This is a genomic window from Variovorax sp. Soil_C_17, assembly GCF_057657265.1.
The window spans coordinates 73,004-89,715 of sequence record NZ_JBDGIT010000003.1; the positions used below are offsets into that span (position 1 = coordinate 73,004).

Sequence of the window (16,712 nt, forward strand, 5' to 3'; positions counted from 1 at the left end):
TTGTACTTGGCTAAACCCGGATCCTGATGATCTTCCTCAGGAGCAGGACACCGATCGCCATCAGGCCAAGCATGTACTGCAGGATGGCGATACCGATCGGGTCCGTCCACAGCGGCGACATGAAGGTGGGATTCAGCAGGTTCATGACGGCGCCGAGTGCGAAGGGCATCAGCCCCAGGATCCAGGCCGAAAGGCGTCCTTCCGCAGACAGCACCCGGATCTTGGACATCAGCTTCAGCCGCTCCCGGATCAGTTGGCTCAGATTGCTCAGCACCTCGGTCAGGTTGCCGCCGGAGTCGCGCTGGATCAGCACCGCGACGACGAAATAGCGCAGGTCTGTCAGGGGGACGCGCTCGCTCAGGTTGGTCAGCGCCTGCTGCAGCGACACGCCGAAGTTGACCTCGTCGGCCACGATCCGGAATTCATTGGCGATGGGATCGGCCATTTCCTCGCCGATCATCTGCAGCCCCGCCGAGAACGAATGTCCGGAACGCAACGCTCGGGTCACGAGGTCGAGCGCCTCGGGCAACTGCTGCTCCATCTTCGTCATCCGCCGGCTTCGCCGGTATTGCACGTACATCAGCGGCAGGCCAGCCATCAGCCCACCCATTGCCAGGCCCAGCAGAGGGAGCCGATGGAGCCCCCACGTGGTCACGAGGAAGCCGGTGATTCCGAGCGCTGCACAGCTGAGCAGCAGCCTGGACACGGTCCACTCCAGCCCGGACTGGAGGATGAAGCGGTCGAGGTGGTGCGCCCTGGGAAAACTGAGCAGCAGCCGCTCGAGCGCAGGCACCTCGCTGAGCATGCGCTGTTTGAACAGCTGCGCCTGGGCCGTGTTGTCGACAGAGGCCGATAGCGCGCGCAGGCGCTTCTCGATTTTCTTGGCCTCGGGCCCTTTATAGGAGCGCCAGATCAGGTAGAGGCCTTCCAGCAACAGCAGCACGGCGACGAACACCAGCACCGAGATAATCAGGAAGGCGTTGCCTCCGATGTTTTGCAGCATGGCCTCGGCTCCTTCTATTCGTAGTGCTTCGACGGGTCGAACATGGCGTCCGGCAACGCAATGCCGAAGGCGCGCAAGCGCTCGGCAAATTTCGGCCTGACGCCGGTCGCATGGAAATAGCCCTGGACCTGTCCGTCTGCACCGACCCCGGTCTGCTTGAAGGCGAAGATCTCCTGCATGGTGATGATGTCGCCCTCCATGCCGGTGATCTCCTGGATGCTGGTGATCTTTCGCCTGCCGTCGATCAGGCGCAGGCCCTGGATCACCACCGTAATGGCCGAGGCGATCTGCGAGCGGGCGGCCTTGTGCGGCAGGTTGAGGTTGGCCATGCCGATCATGTTCTCCAGCCGAGCCAGCGCATCGCGCGGCGTGTTGGCGTGGATGGTGGTGAGCGAGCCTTCGTGACCGGTGTTCATCGCCTGCAGCATGTCGAAGGCCTCTGCGCCGCGCACCTCGCCGATCACGATGCGATCGGGCCGCATGCGCAGAGCGTTGCGCACCAGCGCACGCTGCGTGACCTCCCCTTTGCCTTCAATGTTCGCCGGGCGCGTCTCCATGCGGATCACGTGGGGTTGCTGCATCTGCAGCTCGGCCGCGTCCTCGATTGTCACGATCCGTTCGGATTCCGGGATGTAGCCGGACATGATGTTCAGCAGCGTGGTTTTGCCCGCGCCCGTCCCGCCGGAGATCAGGATGTTGACCTTGGCCTTGCCCAGGCCTTCGAGCATGAGGGCCATCTGTGGCGTCAGGCTCTTGAGATCGTTGACCAGGTTGTCCATGCGCAGCGGGATGTGGGCGAAGCGCCGGATCGACATCATCGGCCCGTCCAGCGCGACTGGCGGGATCACGGCATTGACCCGCGAGCCATCCGGCAGCCGGGCGTCCACCATGGGGCTGGACTCGTCGATGTGCCTCCCGACAAGCGACACGATCTTGTCGATGATCCGCAGCAGGTGCTTCTCGTCGGTGAAGCTGACGTTGGTGAGCTCCAGCCGCCCCTTGCGCTCCACGTAGATCTGCTCGTAGGAGTTGACCAGGATGTCGGACACAGTTGGATCTGCCATCAGCAGCTCGATCGGTCCGAAGCCCAGCATTTCGTGCTGGATGTCGCGGATCAGGGTGCGGCGCTCGATGTCATTGACGGCCGTCTGATCCTCCTGGAGGAGGCGACTGACCATGGCCGAGATCTCCTGCCGAAGCGACTCCGGCGCCAGCGTCTCCAGGGCGGCGAGGTCAAACTTGTCGAGCAGCTTCAGATGCATCCGGCTCTTCAGCGACTTGTAGGAATCGCTGGCGACCGGGTTCTTGCTCAGGTCCACGGCGGGCTGCGCCTGTGCGCGCACGAGGGGTTCGATTGCGACCGCATCCAGAATTTCGCGGAATGACATGGTGTTGGCCTTGCAGGTTGAAAGAGACGGACATGCGGTCATGCCCGGCGGAAGAGCCGGCCCAGCAGGCTGGGCGACTCGTCCTGGCGCGGGCTCAATGTCAGGGCGAGATCGGCCAGGCTCCGGCTCACCGGATTGCCGCGGACCATCTCGACCAAGGGAACGCCTCGGTTGATTGACGCATTGACTTCCTTGTAGGCGTCCGGCACTGTGAGCAGGCTCACCGGGCCGAGCACCCGCCGCAGCTCGGCCAAGCCGATTTCGCCGGTCTTCTCGTGGCGGTTGACGATCAGCTCGACTTTGTTGGCTGGATAGCCGAGGGACTTGAAGGCCGCCATCAGCTTGTTCGCGTTGCGGAGGTACGGCAATCCGGGCTGCAGCACGGGGTAAATGCGCTCCGCGCGATCGAGGGCGCGGATGACGAGCGTGTTCAGCGTGCGCCCCACGTCCAGCAGAACGAAGTCGTAGCGCGCCGCGGCCACGCCAAGGATGGCCTCGATGTGCTCCGCCTTGACCTCCATGGCCTTCGACAGGTCCTCGGGCGCGGCCAGGATGCTGTAGTTGGGCGCGACCTTGACGGTGCTGGCCGCCAGGAAGGACGCGTCCAACCGGCTGATGTCGTGCGCGATGTCGGCGATCGTCGAGTTTGGGCGGCCGTCGTTCACGTAGGACAGCGCATCGCCGAACTGCAGATCCAAGTCGATCAGCAGCACAGATTTCGATTCGGCGAGCTGCCAGCCCAGATTGGTCGACAGGAAGGTGGCGCCGCTGCCGCCCTTGCAGGACATGAAGGCCAGCACCTTGCCGGTGGCTTGTCCTTGCATGCCTGCAAGCTTGGTCGCCATGCGGCTCACGGCGGCCTCCAGTGCCGGGGCCGACACCGGTGAGGGCAGCACCTCGCGCACGCCGGCACGCATCGAGTTGATCAGGAACTCCGGTGTCTGGGCCGCGCACATCAGGATGACCGCGATCTTCGGGTGGTGCGTGGTGACGTACTCGACCAGCGCGAGCTCGTTCGGATCGCAGCACATGCCATCGACCAGCATCAGGTCCGGCTGCTCCTGCTCCGCCACCTGGCGCATGCGGCTCTTGCCGCCGTCGAACAGGACGACGGCGTGCGAGTGAGCCTCGAGCACCTTGCTCATCTCCTGCTGGTGGCTCTTGTTGGGCGAAATGATGGCGATCTTCATGAGACTTCCTTAAAAGCAGATCGAAGCGCTGTTCGGGTCCTGCCGCATGATTTCGCGTGGCAGGAAGGTGGAGAAAGTGGGCATCGGAATCGGGGCCATCGCGGCCGCACCCGCGATGGGCGAGATCCATTGGTAGTTGAGTCCCGTGATGCTTACGGTCACACCCTCGCAGGTCGCCGAGTTGCAGCCGGCGGGCGTCCAGGCCACGCTGATGGTGCTGATCTGCGGCAGCATCGCCTGCATCTTCGCGAGCACCAGCCCCTGCTGCGCGGTGTCGTCGCAGACCACGGCATAGCGCGCGCCGGCCCGGGTGGCTTCGTGCGCTGCGCTCCAGGTGAACAGCATGCGGCTGAAATCCATGATGCCCAGCAGGAAGGTGAGGAACAGGAGCAGCGCAAGCGCGAACTCGACCGTCGTGGCACCGGTCTGCAGTCTTTTCTTCATGTCGGGCCTCTCATGGTGGCGGTGATGTCGCCGAAGACGATGTCGCCGTTGGCGTTCCCGAAGCTCACGCCAAAGACGCTGGAAAACAGCGAATGGAAGGTGTAGTTGCTCACCCGCACGGTCACGGTGGTGAGGACCGGGTTGCTGCCGGTGGTCTGCCAGGTGCAGCAGCTCGCTGCCGGCACGTTGGTGAGGCTGAGCCCGCGCGCGAGCGGCGCGCCCGTGCCGGCGAGATTGCCGTACACCATGAGATTGCGCGCCTCCGTGATGTGGGTCCCCGGCGTCTGGAACGACAGGTAGCGCACCGCGTCGCGCGTCGACTTGGTGACGGCGTTGTACTCGAACATTGCGCGGCCGAACTCGGTCGTGATGAAGCTCAGCAGCAGCAGCAGGGGAATGATCAAGGCCAGCTCGACCAGGGCCACGCCGCGTTGTCTTGTCTTCAAGGTCTTCATGGAATTCACCTCACGAGCACCGGAACGAGCGGCCCCGTCGAGCCGCCGGGCAACCCGCTGGTGGTGCAGGGAGTACCGGCCGCGCCGGCATTCCCCCTGAACTCCAGTTGGACATCGGACATCGGAATGGTGAGTGGCTGCAGCATCAGCATGCAGACGTAGTCGACGACGTTGGAAGCGCCATTGATAACCGGCACGAGAACGATCCGACGGTTCTTTCCATATTGCTTGTGCCCACCTGCCACGTTGCCGGGGGCTGCCAGTTTCTGGAAGCCATTCAGCGACAGGCCCGTGATCGACTCGCAGCTGTCCGCCCCCTTGACCTTCGTGCCGGTGTCTGCGCAGGAGGCGTAGCTCGTCCGCTTGGTGACGAAGTTCTGCGCGCTCGCCGGCGCCCCCGTGCCCGGCGCGCCGTCGTAGGCATTGAAGCCGGCCGGCCAGTTGGCCGTGGTGTAGGCATAGCCGGTGAAGTCGGGATTGTTCTGATCCGGGCCGCTGTTGTTCTTGTAGATGCCGAAGCGCGCGTTCCAGACATCGGCGACGGAGGTCTGCACGCCGGGTGTGCCGAGGGTATCGCCCACCTGGGTTCCACAGTGGCCGTTGAGCTCGGCCTCGGTTTCGGAGGCGCTGTTGCTGCCGTCCAGGTTGGCCCAGCCGATCTCGCCGCCCTGGGCCGCGTTCTGCGCGTTGATGAGGGTCACCCATTCGCCGACCGTGAAGCCGTAGTTCGGTGCGGTGCCGCCAGCCTTGGGCTTCATTGCCACGGGAATCGGGCAGGTGGTCTGCGCGCTGGCGCGGGTCGCGACGGCCGTCGCTCCTACGCTGCGGGTATTGGGATGGCTGGCGGTATCGCCGGAAAAGGCGCCCAGGGCCTGCATCAGCAGCATGTTCACGTTCGCCTGTGTGTGCTGGCACTGCGCGTACTTGGCGGACGCAGCGACCGTTGTCGGCGCGTAGGCGGCATCCCTGAAGCTGATGGTGGTCGCGGTGATCTGCCCCTGGCCGCTCCAGCTGGGCGATTGCATGTCGACGCGGTTCAGGTTGCCAGCTGTCATGCCGGCATTGGTGGCGCGGGTCAATGCGGTGCTCTGACCGTCGAGTTCCTGCGCGGCAGCAAGCGCGCAACTGTCCATGGCTGTCTGCAGTTCGGTCTTCACGACGAACAGATGGCCAAAATCCAGGGCGAAGCCCATGAAGCCGAGCAGGAACAGCAGGAAGAGTGCCGCAGTGACGATGACTGCTCCACGTTGGCGATGACGGGTGGCAACGCGTTTCATGACAACCTCTTTTTTGTTCAGGGGCCGATGGGATGCCGTCGAAGCCGGTTCAGGGGCACGCGCCCACCAGGCAGCCCGACAGAGCCACAAGAAAAATGTCGACGCTCGCTTCAAGGGCACCCGGCTGCAGCGCCAATGCCAGCGAGATCGAAAAAATTGCAATGACCAAGGCATATTCCATGGTCTGGGAGCCCTCTTCTTCCTTGAAAAGCCTGGTGATCATCTGATTGCCTACGACTGAATTTCGAATTCGGGTAAAAATGACTCCGCCCTTCGGCGGGCGGCCACGCAACCAATGAAGGTCGCGAGGTCGCCGCCTTGTGCGGGTAATTTCCGTCAGACGCAGGTCGCGGTGGTCAGGCAGGCATCCACGCGGTCGATGAACGCCTGGAAGTAGCCGCCGGTCGTCAGACCTTGGAGCGCGAGCACCAGGGCGATCGACACGACCGCAATGATCAGCGCGTATTCGATGACTTGCGCGCCTTCTTCGTCTTGGACAAAAGAGCGGATGGAATTGAGAAACTTGTTCATTTGGTTGGCCTTAAAAAAAATGATGTGAAAAATAGAATATTAGAATTTGATGATATTTCAGTCGTCACAAACTCCTTTCTGATTGAATATAAACACTTTTTGCTCCTTATTTGGTCGTACCGATGGGTCCGCCAATATTGATCACATTGACTGCTGGCGGCGGCCTCTTGTAGCTGTCCTGATAAAGAATCATCGATTCCCGCGCTGGCCTCCCGTCTATTCCCAAAGCCTGGTCGGTGTTCTTTCCAGCGTCCGGGTTGATGGTCATTTTTCTTTTGGCATCGCGCACCGCGTCGCCGAAGCGAGCGTCGTAATGCGGGGTGGTGGAAGCACAACCCGTCACCAGAGCGGCGAGCGTTGTGATCGCAAGAAGCTTCATGTTCATGACGGGTCCTCTTTATTTGAATTCCGGAGCGGGAGCGAACGGGGCCGGCGTCGAGCTCTCGAGTGCGCCGTTGAAATAGACCTCGGCGCGGCTCGGCACGACGTGGTTGTCGGTGGGCAGGCGGGGCGACTCGGCCAGCGGCCTGACCATGCGCGGGGTAATCACGAACAGCAGTTCCGTCTGGTCGTTCTGGAACTCGGAGCTGCGTGCCAGGGCGCCCACAACCGGCACCTCGCCCAATCCCGGGAAGCGCTTGATCGTCTCGGTGACGTTGTTCTTGATCAGGCCGGCAATAACGAAGCTCTGGCCGTCGTTGAGCTGCACCGTGGTGTCGGCCCGGCGCACGGTGAGCGAGGGCAGCACCGCGGTGACGCCGTTGACGGAGGTGAAGGGCGAGCCCGTCTGGGTCAGATCCGACACCTCCGACACCATCTTGAGATGCACCCGGCTGCCATCCAGCACCGTGGGCGTGAACTTCACGCCGATGCCGAATTCCTTCTCTTCCAGCGTGATCGTGGGCACGCCGCCGTTGTGGGTCTGGGAGACCGGGATGAAGATCTTGCCGCCCGACAGAAAGCTGGCCTGCTGGCCGCTGATGGCCATGATGTTGGGCTCGGCCAGCACCCGCACCAGGCCATCGTCCTTCTGGCCGTCGAGCGAGATCGCGGTCTTGCCGACACGCAGCGCTTCCACGAAGGCACCGCCTCCGCTCAGGAAGTCGGAGATCAAGGTGTAGGTATTGGCACCGCCGCTCGTGAACCTGCGCGCTGCGATGCTCGACCCCAGCTTGTCCAGCAGCGTCTTGCTGACTTCGGCGATCTTGACCTCGAGCATGACCTGCTGCGGCGTCGTGACGCGCAGCAGGTTCACCACCCTCTTGCCGTCGCCGTACGAGGTGGCCAGGTGCATCACGTCATCGAGCCTGAGCGCACTGCTGACTTCACCGGTGAGCACGATGGCCCGCTCGGCGCCACGCACCCGGATGCCTCTCTCCTCGGGCATCAACTCGGCCAGCTTGGCCTGCAAAGCGCCCGAATCGACGGTGACGATGATGTCCTTGATGAAGCAGGTGCCCTCAGCGCTCTGCAGCACCACGTTCATGGAGCCGGCCGTGCGGCCCTTGAAGAACAGGTCAGTCGGGCTGAGCAGCATGACTTCGACGTCGGCCACGCTGTCGTTGGCGTTCGCCTGGGAAGCGGGTGCCGGGATCGGCATCGCGCCGCCCGGCGTTCCTGCCGCCGCGGCGGGCGCCGGAGCCGGAGCCTTGCCACCGCCCCCCGAATGGCCGCCCACCAGGATTCGCACTGCCCGCGTCTTCAGCGGAATGACGGTGGACTTGCCGAGCGTCACATAGGTCGGCTGCTCGTCCATGACCACGGAGGTGCAACGCCGCGCGGTGGCCGCCGGTGCCGCGGCCGGCGCGGAAGCCTGTGCAGTCGGCGGGTTGTCCGCAGCCACGGACGGGCCGGCAAACGCGAGGGCCGCGATCAGGGTGGCGAAACAGGATTTCTTGTGCACTTGAATTTCTCCTCGACTTCTTGCTAGAAGCAGTTGAGCGCGCGGGTCGCGTTCTGAATGACCTCCACGCACACCGCTGCCGGGGTGACGGGCTTGGCGCCCGTGGCTCGCGGCTTGGCTGCCGCGGGAGCCGGCACGGCGAGCGCCACCGGCACGATGTCCTTGTCCCCAAAGAGCTGGCTCTTGGTGATCCCCGAGGTCGCGACCATCGTCTTGTCGACCTGGTTGCGCAGCACCAGGGACAAGGTGCCGACGCTGCGGGCGAGGTCGAGCTTTTCCGAGTCTTCGAGGGACAGTTCCAGCGTCACGGCGCTGACCACCCTGGGCTTGGTGTCGTCGCGGCCGGCCTCCTGGGCAACGGCCAGCACCAGCACGTGCTCCAGCACGGTCTTGCTGATCTGCCTGCCCTCCTCGCCGCGGGCCTTGTCCTGCTGGGCATTCACCACGACGTCGACATAGTTGCCGGGCAACGCGAAGCCGGCGACGCCCACCACGTCGTTGACCCGCACCGTCATGGCTCGTTTGCCGGGGGCGATGACGGCCGACAGGCCGCCCTGCGTGCCCACCGGCGCCAGCTTGCCTTCGAGGATCGCTTCGCCGCGCAGCAGGCTGACCTTTGCGACCCGCTCCTGCACGTCCTTCATGTCCTTGAAGGCACCGGCCGGCACCGAGCCGCTGGGCCAATCGACCGTCGACAGCATTTGCCCGTTGATCCGGCTGCCCAGCTCGATGTCGACCACCGCCACGACCACCTTGTTGGAAGCAATGCCTCCCTGCCGGGAGACCCAGCCGCTCGCATAGACCGCGGCGACCAGCCCGATCAGCAGCGCCAGAATCAGAAGACCCATTGCCTTGATATTTCTCATTTCATGCCCCGATGAATTGATCGCTGAATTGGACGTGGCGGATCAGGCGAAGCCCAATTGCCGGCTCAGCACATAAGCGACCGTTCCAATGCTGATGCACACGCCATACGGGAGTTTTCCGATCGACTGCTGCGCATCGATTTCGGCATTCGGCTTCACGCGGACCAGGGCCAAAAACGCCATGCCCTGCAACACGTTCTTTGCATTGCGCAGCATGCGGCCCAGCTTCCGGTGCAGCAGCGCAAATCCCAATGCACCGACGCCCCCGACGATGAAAGCGAAAAGCACCGCATTGAATGTTTCGTCGACGCCCAGGAAAGCGCCGACCATCGCCATCAGCTTCACATCCCCGGCGCCCATCACGCCCAGCGCATAGGCCGGCAACATGATCAAAAAGCCGAGAAAAAAGCCCCCGAAGGCCACCATGAAGGCGGAGCCCGGCGACACCGCAATGACGGTCTTGTAGACCAGCGCAAATGCGCTGCCGCCGAAGGTCAGCCAGTTGGGAATGCGGTAGGTCCGGTAATCGCTGACTGCAGCAATCACCAGCAACGCAAACAGAACCACGACGCGGGGGTCGAACGCCAGCATGGCGAGAAGCTCGAGGAATGCATAAAACTCTTGCATGATGATTTTTCAGTTGATTCGATCGGTTTTTGAATTGACCTTGATCGGCCTTGCTCTTCAGGCGCTCTTGCTCCACGCAAGCAACAAAAGCGTGCAGAAAACCAGAACCAGCGAAGCGACCAGCGCAAACTCCATGAACGAGACCCCTGCCTCTTCCCTCCAAAAATTGGCGAGGGCAAAAGACGGGTATCCGGCAAATGGCATGCAGTTCTCCAAACAGTTGTTCGTCGCAGACTCGGCTGTAGCGCTTTCGACCTAATTTCTTTCGTTGGAGAGACTTTAAAAAGTAAGACAAATGGATACATGAGCGCTTCGTCCTTTTTTGACCGGGACAGAGCGCCCCCTTCGGGACAGGCTTCGGGCATGACAAAACGCCTACGAAAGCATTCGTTTCACTGCAGCCAAGGCTGCGCGCGGCAGCTTGGCTGGGGGAGGAGGAGGAGAGGGACGAACGCAAGCCGGGCCGGGCGCTTTCGCTTTCCGACAGCGTCGAAAGCGTCGACAGCGAGAGCAGCGTCGTTGATTCGCACACCCGTTCGCCGGGACCTTCAGCCCTGCAAACCCGACGATTTCGAGGAGCCTGTCCCAGCGGTCTTCACGCAAAAATCATGGCTGCCCCGGTTGACAGCACTGCATCGGCCTTCTAGAGTTGTTCCATATGTGCGAACGTTGTTCTAGTATTTAGAACAACCGATCCAGGAACCTCATGGACTCCACCCTTGCCAAGGGCCTCGCCGCCATCGAATGGATGGTGCGTCAGCAGCGCGACTGCCGGGTGACCGACCTGGCCCAGGCCTTCGGCATGGCGCGCAGCAATGCGCACCGCACGCTGCAGACGCTGGTGGAATGCGGCTGGGCAGTGCAGGACCCGGCGACCAGCGCCTACCGGCCGAGCCTGCGGCTGTTCGAGCTCGGCTCCCTGGTGGCCGAGGTGGCGGACATCGGCGCGCTGCTGCGCCCGCATCTCGCGGCGCTGGCGCAGGCCACGGGCGAGACGATCCACCTGGCGGCGCTCGACGGCGCGGAGATCGTCTACCTCGACAAGTTCGACAGCCCGTTGCCGGTGGCTGCCTACTCGCGCGTGGGCGGCCGGGCCGCGGCCTACTGCGTGGCCTCGGGCAAGGCGCTGCTCGCCGCGGCGCAGCTCGATGTGCCCGCGCTGCGCGCGCGCCTGGGCACACTCGTGCCGCACACGCCCAACAGCATCACCGGCTTCGACGCGCTCCACGCCGAACTCGAGCGCACCCGCGCGCGCGGCTATGCCGAGAACCGAGAGGAATGGCGGCTCGGCGTCTGCGGGCTGGGTGCGCCGGTCTTCAACGCGCGAGGCGAAGCGGTCGCCGCACTGGGCATGAGCGTGCCCTCGATCCGCTTCGCGCGCACCCAGGCACGCGGCCTCGCCGAGCAGGTCATGACCTGCGCGCGCGACGCCAGCGCCACGCTGGGCTACCGGGCAGGCCCGGGGCCGATGACGACGACCACCCCCAAGAGAAGGAGACCGGAATGATTCGCTTCGCCCCCTGGCTGCGCACCGCCGTGCTGACGGCAGCCACGCTCGCCGCGCCTTTTGCCACGCTGGCACAAGGCAGCAACAGCAGCAGCAGCAACGGCCCCGACTACCCGACCAAACCCATCAAGCTGATCGTCCCCTACCCGCCCGGTGGCGGCACCGACGTGATCGCGCGCATCGTGCAGGAGCGCTTCCAGGCCCAGTTGGGCCAGCCGGTCGTCATCGACAACCGCGGCGGCGCGGCGGGCTCGATCGGCACCGAGCTCGCGGCCAAGTCGGCAGCGGACGGCTACACGGTGCTGTTCACGCTCTCCTCGCACACCATCAACCCGGCGATCTACGCCAAGCTGCCCTTCGACACGCAGAAGGACTTCGAGCCGGTCGCGATGGTGGCCTCGCTGCCGCAGATCCTGGTGGCCAACGTCGGCTTCCCGGTCAACAACGTGGCCGAGCTGGTGGCCATGGCGAAGGCCAAGCCGGGGTCGCTGTCCTATGCCACGGTGGGCAACGGGTCGCCCGGCCATCTGGCCGGCGAGCTGTTCAAGCTGCGCACCGGCACCGAGCTGACGCACGTGCCCTACCGCGGCGGCGGCCCGGCGGTGACCGACGTGATGGGCGGCCAGGTGCCGCTGCTGTGGGTGTCCATCCCCGCGGCGGCCCAGTTCGTCAAGGCCGGCAAGCTCAAGGCGCTGGCGGTCTCCACCACCAAGCGCAGCGCCGCCTTCCCCGACGTGCCGACCATGCAGGAGGCGGGCATCGCCGACTTCGAGGTCGACTCGTGGTACGCGATGTTCGTGCCGACGAAGACGCCCAAGGCCGCCATCGAGAAGCTCAACCGCGTGGTCAACACGGTGGTGCGCGAGCCCGAAATCCGCGACAAGCTGCTGGCCCAGGGCAGCGAAGGCGTGGGCGGCACGCCGGAGCAGCTCGGCAAGGTGGTGTCCACCGAACTGGTTCGTTGGAACAAGCTGGCCAAGGAGGCCAACATCCGAGTGGACTGAGCACCAGCACATCTTCACATCCCACGCATATGGCAAACAACGCAATTCCCGAAGCCGCCGGCCCCATCGCCGAACTGGTGGCCCGCGCGCGCGCGGCACAGCGCATCAGCGACGGCTGGTCTCAGGAACAGGTGGACATGGCGGTGACCGCAGCCGGCTGGGCCATCATCGAGCCGAAGCGCAACCGCGAACTGGCCGAGCTGGCGGTGGCCGACACGGGCGTCGGCAACGTCGAGGACAAGGTCAAGAAGAACCACCGCAAGACCTTCGGCCTGCTGCGCGACCTGCGCGGCGCGCGCTCGGTGGGGGTGATCTCCGACGACCCGGCGCGCGGCATCGTCGAGATCGCGCGGCCGGTGGGCGTGGTGTGCGCGATCACGCCCTCGACCAACCCCGGCGCGACGCCGGCCAACAAGATCATCAACGCGCTCAAGGGACGCAACGCGGTGATCGTCGCGCCCTCGCCCAAGGGCTGGTCGACGGCGGCGCGGCTGATCGAATTCATCCATGCGCAGTTCGACCGGATCGGCGCCCCGCGCGACCTGGTGCAGCTGCTGCCCTCCCCCGTCACCAAGCAGGCCACCGCCGAGCTGATGCGGCTGTGCGACCTGGTGGTGGCGACCGGCTCGCAGGCCAACGTGCGCGCCGCCTATGCGAGCGGCACGCCGGCCTTCGGCGTGGGCGCGGGCAACGTGGCAGGCATCGTCGACGAGACGGCCGACGCGGTGGCGGCGGCCGAGCGCATCGTGCTGTCGAAGACCTTCGACAACGCGACCAGCTGCTCCTCCGAGAACAGCCTGGTGGTCGTCGACGCGATGCGCGCACCGCTGATCGCCGCCCTCGAGGCGCGCGGCGCCGTGATGCTCGACGCGGCGCAGAAGAAGGCCTTGCAGTCGCTGATGTGGCCCGAGGGCAAGCTCTCGGCCGCGGTCATCGGCAAGTCGGCGCGCGAGATCGCCGAGCGCGTCGCGGCGCAAGACGCGGCGGGCCGCGCCGGCTGGGCGGCGATCGCCGAGCGCAACCCGCGCATCCTGATGGTGGCCGAGGACGGCGTCGGCCGCGATCACCCCTACTCGGGCGAGAAGCTGAGCCCCGTGCTCGCGATCTATGCCGCGCGGGACTTCGACGAAGCCGCTTCCATCGTCGCGCGCATCTATGCCTACGAAGGCGCGGGCCATTCCGTCGGGCTGCACAGCGCCGTGCCGGAGCGCGCGATGCGGCTGGGCCTGACGCTGCCGGTGTCTCGCGTCATCGTCGACCAGGCGCACTGCATCGCCACCGGCGGCAGCTTCAACAACGGGCTGCCCTTCTCGCTGTCGATGGGCTGCGGCACCTGGGGCAAGAACAATTTTTCCGACAACATGAACTACCGGCACTACCTCAACATCACGCGCGTGTCGCGGCCGATCCCCGAGCGCGTGCCGAGCCAGGAGGAGATCTTCGGCGAGTTCTTTGCCAGGCACGGTGCCGCGTGACAGCGCAGACCGTTCATGCGCTGATCGAGGCGCAGGCCGCGCAACGGCCGCAGGCGATCTATGCGTTGTCGACCGAGGGCGGCACGCCCCTGCGTTTTGGCGCGCTGGCGCATGGCTGCCGCAGCGTCGCGGCCGTGCTGCGCCGGCACGGCGCGCAACGCGGCGACACCGTGTCGCTGGTCATGCCCAACGGCTTGCAGACCTTGCGCGTGCTGCTGGGCGCCATGCATGCCGGGATGTGCGTCAACCCGGTCAACCTGCTGTCGCAGCCCGAGCAGATGCGCTACGTGCTCGCGCATTCCGACTGCCGCCTGGTCTGCGTCGCTCCCGAGTGGGAGGAGCGCGTGCGCGCGATGCTCCAGGGCATCGAGCGGCCGGTGTCGCTGATGGTGGTCGATCCTGACGCCGCCGCCCTGCCCGGCGAGGCCGACGCGCCCGCCAGCGCGGACACGCCGCCTCCCGCGCCCGAGGACCCTGCCCTGCTGATGTACACCTCGGGCACGACCGGGATGCCCAAGGGCGTGATGCTGAGCCAGCGCAACCTCGCGGCCAATGCGCATGCCATCAGCGCCGAGCACGGGCTGGGCCCGGCGGACCGCGTGCTCGCGGTGCTGCCGCTTTATCACATCAACGCGTTCGCCGTGACCATGCTGGCGCCGCTGGCGCACGGCGGCAGCATTGCGATGCCGCCGAAGTTCTCGGCCGGGCGCTTTTGGGAACAGGCGGCGCAGGCGCGGTGCAGCTGGATCAACGTGGTGCCGACCATGATTTCCTACTTGCTGGAAGGCGGCAAGCCGCCGCCGGCGCAGACCGCGGGCATCCGCTTCTGCCGCTCGGCCTCGGCCGCGCTGCCGCCCGAGCACCACCGCGCCTTCGAGCAGATGTTCGGCATCGGCATCGTCGAGACCATGGGCCTGACCGAGACCGCGGCGCCTTCCTTCTCCAACCCGATGGAGCCCGCGCAGCGCAAGCTGGGCTCGGTGGGCCGCGCCTCGGGCTGCGAGGCGCGGGTGATCGACGCCCAGCTGGCCGAGGTGCCCGACGGCAGCACCGGCGAGCTCGCGATCCGCGGGCCGAACGTGATGCTCGGCTACTACAAGAACGAGGAAGCGACGCGTGCCAGCTTCACGCCCGACGGGTGGCTGCGCACCGGCGACCTCGGGCACCGCGATGCCGACGGCTTCTTCTTCGTTACCGGGCGGATCAAGGAGCTGATCATCAAGGGCGGCGAGAACATCGCGCCGCGCGAGATCGACGAGGCGCTGCTCGCGCATCCCGAGGTGCGCGACGCCGCCGCCGTGGGCGTGCCCGACCGCCACTACGGGCAGGAGATCGGCGTCTGCGTGATCCTGCGCGAGGGCAGCGCCTGCACCGAGGAAGCGCTGCGCGCGTACTGCGCGGGCGCGCTCGGGCGCTACAAGGCGCCGGGGCACTACCGCTTCGTGCAGGAGCTGCCGCGCGGCCCCTCGGGCAAGGTCCAGCGGCTCAAGCTGCTGCCGCTCTTCGAGTAGAAACGTATTTCAATGTGTTCGGGGGGTTGGCGAATACATGTGAGTTCAAAAGTCCCATGCGGTCGAAACATCGCCGATACATCCGCGCGCTGCAATAGCGACACCCGCTTCGAAAGGCGGGACACGACGATCCACCGACCCAAGCCACTTGAAGGAACTGACATGAATACCTCGAAGATCATTGCTGCCGCCGCTCTCTCGCTCCTGGCCGCCGCCGGCGCACAGGCCGAAACCTACGACGGCGTGCATGCGCCTGTCTCGGCCAACAGCCGCGCCGACGTGCGCGCCCAGGCCGTGGTCGCGGCACGCAGCGACAACCCCTATGCGGAAGCCGTCTCGTCGCGCGTGGCCCCCATCCTGATTGCGTCGACCGAGCGCGGCAGCGTGCGCAACCAGGCTGTCGCCGCGGCCCACAGCGCCAACCCCTATGCCGAAGGCTACGGCCACGGCGTGACCCGTGTGATGGCGGGCACCATCGACCGGGCCGCGATCCGCGCCCAGGCACGCGCCACGGCCCACGGCGATCAGTTGCCGCTGTAAGCGCCGACTGCCCGCAGGCCCCGGGCCTGCGCGGCGACCCCCGCAGTGCGGTTGATCCGACAAATAGCGAGACCCTCTGTCATAGCAGTCCGCCCATTCTTTTCGCCGCCTCCCTCAAGGCCCCGATCCTCTTCACCGCATCTTCCATCGTCATGCGTGCTGTCGGCGCATGCACCGCCATCGCGGCACGCGGCTTCCCTGCCGCATCGAACACCGGCACGGCGACCGCGACCAGCCCCGCGATGAACTCCTCCCGATCGGTCGAGTAGCCCCGCTCGGCGATCGCCTCGCACTCGGCCTTCAGGGCGTCCGCATCGGTGATCGTGTTGGCCGTCATGCGCGTCAGCGTGATCTGCCCGATCACCGCATCGCGCTCCTTCTTCTCCATCTGCGCCAGGAACAGCTTGCCGCTCGCGGTGCAATGCAACGGCACATGCGAGCCCACGTCCAGCGTCAACCGCAGCGGCCATTGCGCCTCGACGCGGTCGAGGTACAGCACCCGCACGCCGTCCAGCGTGGTGAAGTTGCAGGTCTCCCCCACCTGCCGCACCAGCTCCGAGAGCACCTCGTGTCGCAGCCCCCGCACCACGCCGTGGTTCAGGGTGTCGAAGGCCAGCTGCCGCAGCGCGGGCCCGACGCTGAACATGCGCTCGTCCACGTCGCGCGCCAGGAAGCCCGTCGCCAGCAGCTGCGTGCAGATGCGATGCGCCGTGCCCTTGGGCAGCGACAGCTGCGCCGCCAGCTCGGCCAGCGACAGCGCGCGGCCCTCGTTGGCCAGCAGCGCCAGGAGGCGCAGGCTGCGCTCGGCCGATGAGCCCGTCGCCGGCTCCTCGGCCTGGGCCGCAGGCGCAGAGACCGGCCCCGCAGGGCGCTTCTTGGAGACAGCCGCAGGGGCAGCAGCGGATTTGCGCGCGGAAGACGTCATAAGGGTAAACCTCTAAAGTGGAACGTTGCGTTCCGAAAATGCTTCGCCTAGCATCGGCGACCGAAG

19 protein-coding genes are annotated in these 16,712 nt (G+C 65.6%); 6 read left to right on the forward strand and 13 right to left on the reverse strand.

The window, feature by feature from the left end; translation table 11 throughout:
- Positions 1-10: 10 nt before the first annotated feature.
- The 12 genes from AC3A6Y_RS15415 to AC3A6Y_RS15470 all read right to left on the reverse strand — a co-directional run bounded on the left by AC3A6Y_RS15415 (position 11) and on the right by AC3A6Y_RS15470 (position 9,684).
- Complete coding sequence (locus tag AC3A6Y_RS15415; protein WP_487869119.1) at positions 11-1,003, reverse strand: type II secretion system F family protein; 993 nt, start codon at positions 1,001-1,003, stop codon at positions 11-13.
- Positions 1,004-1,017: 14 nt separating this feature from the next.
- Complete coding sequence (locus tag AC3A6Y_RS15420; RefSeq protein WP_487869120.1) at positions 1,018-2,391, reverse strand: TadA family conjugal transfer-associated ATPase; 1,374 nt, start codon at positions 2,389-2,391, stop codon at positions 1,018-1,020.
- A 38-nt stretch (positions 2,392-2,429) separates the two neighbouring features.
- Entirely contained in the window at positions 2,430-3,581 is a 1,152-nt protein-coding gene (locus AC3A6Y_RS15425) for a CpaE/TadZ family protein (RefSeq protein ID WP_487869121.1), read from the reverse strand.
- Positions 3,582-3,590: 9 nt separating this feature from the next.
- Entirely contained in the window at positions 3,591-4,025 is a 435-nt protein-coding gene (locus AC3A6Y_RS15430) for a TadE/TadG family type IV pilus assembly protein (protein ID WP_487869122.1), read from the reverse strand.
- A complete protein-coding gene (locus AC3A6Y_RS15435) occupies positions 4,022-4,480 on the reverse strand; it encodes a TadE/TadG family type IV pilus assembly protein (protein WP_487869123.1) in 459 nt (152 codons plus the stop codon). The genes AC3A6Y_RS15430 and AC3A6Y_RS15435 overlap by 4 nt, the downstream gene beginning before the upstream one ends.
- 5 nt (positions 4,481-4,485) lie before the next feature.
- Entirely contained in the window at positions 4,486-5,757 is a 1,272-nt protein-coding gene (locus AC3A6Y_RS15440) for a pilus assembly protein TadG-related protein (RefSeq protein ID WP_487869124.1), read from the reverse strand.
- 49 nt (positions 5,758-5,806) lie between these two features.
- Complete coding sequence (locus AC3A6Y_RS15445; protein WP_487869125.1) at positions 5,807-5,980, reverse strand: Flp family type IVb pilin; 174 nt, start codon at positions 5,978-5,980, stop codon at positions 5,807-5,809.
- Positions 5,981-6,093: 113 nt separating this feature from the next.
- On the reverse strand, positions 6,094-6,288 hold the full coding sequence (locus AC3A6Y_RS15450; protein ID WP_487869126.1) for a Flp family type IVb pilin: 195 nt from the start codon (positions 6,286-6,288) through the stop codon (positions 6,094-6,096).
- 106 nt (positions 6,289-6,394) lie between these two features.
- Positions 6,395-6,667, reverse strand: a complete 273-nt coding sequence (locus AC3A6Y_RS15455) for a hypothetical protein (RefSeq protein WP_487869942.1) — start codon at positions 6,665-6,667, stop codon at positions 6,395-6,397.
- Between the two features lie 18 nt (positions 6,668-6,685).
- Complete coding sequence (locus AC3A6Y_RS15460) at positions 6,686-8,191, reverse strand: type II and III secretion system protein family protein (protein ID WP_487869127.1); 1,506 nt, start codon at positions 8,189-8,191, stop codon at positions 6,686-6,688.
- Positions 8,192-8,214: 23 nt separating this feature from the next.
- On the reverse strand, positions 8,215-9,057 hold the full coding sequence (gene cpaB, locus AC3A6Y_RS15465; RefSeq protein ID WP_487869128.1) for a Flp pilus assembly protein CpaB: 843 nt from the start codon (positions 9,055-9,057) through the stop codon (positions 8,215-8,217).
- 42 nt (positions 9,058-9,099) lie between these two features.
- Positions 9,100-9,684 carry an A24 family peptidase gene (locus tag AC3A6Y_RS15470; RefSeq protein ID WP_487869129.1) on the reverse strand — a complete coding sequence of 195 codons (585 nt, stop codon included), beginning with the start codon at positions 9,682-9,684 and terminating at the stop codon, positions 9,100-9,102.
- On the opposite strand from AC3A6Y_RS15470, the gene AC3A6Y_RS15475 reads away from it, so the two are divergent.
- The 6 genes from AC3A6Y_RS15475 to AC3A6Y_RS15500 all read left to right on the forward strand — a co-directional run bounded on the left by AC3A6Y_RS15475 (position 9,683) and on the right by AC3A6Y_RS15500 (position 15,721).
- Complete coding sequence (locus tag AC3A6Y_RS15475) at positions 9,683-9,943, forward strand: hypothetical protein (RefSeq protein WP_487869130.1); 261 nt, start codon at positions 9,683-9,685, stop codon at positions 9,941-9,943. The two genes, AC3A6Y_RS15470 and AC3A6Y_RS15475, sit on opposite strands and share 2 nt — an antisense overlap.
- Before the next feature lie 447 nt (positions 9,944-10,390).
- Complete coding sequence (locus tag AC3A6Y_RS15480; protein ID WP_487869131.1) at positions 10,391-11,191, forward strand: IclR family transcriptional regulator; 801 nt, start codon at positions 10,391-10,393, stop codon at positions 11,189-11,191.
- Positions 11,188-12,195 carry a tripartite tricarboxylate transporter substrate binding protein gene (locus AC3A6Y_RS15485; protein WP_487869132.1) on the forward strand — a complete coding sequence of 336 codons (1,008 nt, stop codon included), beginning with the start codon at positions 11,188-11,190 and terminating at the stop codon, positions 12,193-12,195. The genes AC3A6Y_RS15480 and AC3A6Y_RS15485 overlap by 4 nt, the downstream gene beginning before the upstream one ends.
- A gap of 29 nt (positions 12,196-12,224) precedes the next feature.
- Positions 12,225-13,670, forward strand: coding sequence for an acylating sulfoacetaldehyde dehydrogenase (gene sauS / locus AC3A6Y_RS15490; RefSeq protein ID WP_487869133.1), 1,446 nt, complete (start codon positions 12,225-12,227; stop codon positions 13,668-13,670).
- The gene (locus AC3A6Y_RS15495) at positions 13,667-15,181 is read left to right on the forward strand and encodes an AMP-binding protein (protein WP_487869134.1); all 1,515 of its coding nucleotides are present in this window, start codon (positions 13,667-13,669) and stop codon (positions 15,179-15,181) included. Before sauS ends, AC3A6Y_RS15495 begins: the two co-directional genes overlap by 4 nt.
- A 162-nt stretch (positions 15,182-15,343) precedes the next feature.
- The gene (locus AC3A6Y_RS15500; RefSeq protein WP_487869135.1) at positions 15,344-15,721 is read left to right on the forward strand and encodes a helicase SNF2; all 378 of its coding nucleotides are present in this window, start codon (positions 15,344-15,346) and stop codon (positions 15,719-15,721) included.
- A 79-nt stretch (positions 15,722-15,800) separates the two neighbouring features.
- Here AC3A6Y_RS15500 and AC3A6Y_RS15505 read toward each other — a convergent pair whose 3' ends face one another.
- Positions 15,801-16,646 carry an IclR family transcriptional regulator gene (locus AC3A6Y_RS15505; RefSeq protein WP_487869136.1) on the reverse strand — a complete coding sequence of 282 codons (846 nt, stop codon included), beginning with the start codon at positions 16,644-16,646 and terminating at the stop codon, positions 15,801-15,803.
- Between the last annotated feature and the right edge of the window lie 66 nt (positions 16,647-16,712).

Coding starts and splice junctions, on each gene's coding strand:
- AC3A6Y_RS15505 (WP_487869136.1), bottom strand. CDS start 16,646: ATGACGTCTTCCGCGCGCAAATCCGCTGCTGCCCCTGCGGCTGTCTCC.
- AC3A6Y_RS15475 (WP_487869130.1), top strand. CDS start 9,683: ATGATGATTTTTCAGTTGATTCGATCGGTTTTTGAATTGACCTTGATC.
- AC3A6Y_RS15485 (WP_487869132.1), top strand. CDS start 11,188: ATGATTCGCTTCGCCCCCTGGCTGCGCACCGCCGTGCTGACGGCAGCC.
- cpaB (WP_487869128.1), bottom strand. CDS start 9,057: ATGAGAAATATCAAGGCAATGGGTCTTCTGATTCTGGCGCTGCTGATC.
- AC3A6Y_RS15470 (WP_487869129.1), bottom strand. CDS start 9,684: ATGCAAGAGTTTTATGCATTCCTCGAGCTTCTCGCCATGCTGGCGTTC.
- AC3A6Y_RS15445 (WP_487869125.1), bottom strand. CDS start 5,980: ATGATCACCAGGCTTTTCAAGGAAGAAGAGGGCTCCCAGACCATGGAA.
- AC3A6Y_RS15430 (WP_487869122.1), bottom strand. CDS start 4,025: ATGAAGAAAAGACTGCAGACCGGTGCCACGACGGTCGAGTTCGCGCTT.
- AC3A6Y_RS15425 (WP_487869121.1), bottom strand. CDS start 3,581: ATGAAGATCGCCATCATTTCGCCCAACAAGAGCCACCAGCAGGAGATG.
- AC3A6Y_RS15455 (WP_487869942.1), bottom strand. CDS start 6,667: ATGAAGCTTCTTGCGATCACAACGCTCGCCGCTCTGGTGACGGGTTGT.
- AC3A6Y_RS15500 (WP_487869135.1), top strand. CDS start 15,344: ATGAATACCTCGAAGATCATTGCTGCCGCCGCTCTCTCGCTCCTGGCC.
- AC3A6Y_RS15450 (WP_487869126.1), bottom strand. CDS start 6,288: ATGAACAAGTTTCTCAATTCCATCCGCTCTTTTGTCCAAGACGAAGAA.
- AC3A6Y_RS15435 (WP_487869123.1), bottom strand. CDS start 4,480: ATGAAGACCTTGAAGACAAGACAACGCGGCGTGGCCCTGGTCGAGCTG.
- AC3A6Y_RS15440 (WP_487869124.1), bottom strand. CDS start 5,757: ATGAAACGCGTTGCCACCCGTCATCGCCAACGTGGAGCAGTCATCGTC.
- AC3A6Y_RS15420 (WP_487869120.1), bottom strand. CDS start 2,391: ATGTCATTCCGCGAAATTCTGGATGCGGTCGCAATCGAACCCCTCGTG.
- AC3A6Y_RS15480 (WP_487869131.1), top strand. CDS start 10,391: ATGGACTCCACCCTTGCCAAGGGCCTCGCCGCCATCGAATGGATGGTG.
- sauS (WP_487869133.1), top strand. CDS start 12,225: ATGGCAAACAACGCAATTCCCGAAGCCGCCGGCCCCATCGCCGAACTG.
- AC3A6Y_RS15415 (WP_487869119.1), bottom strand. CDS start 1,003: ATGCTGCAAAACATCGGAGGCAACGCCTTCCTGATTATCTCGGTGCTG.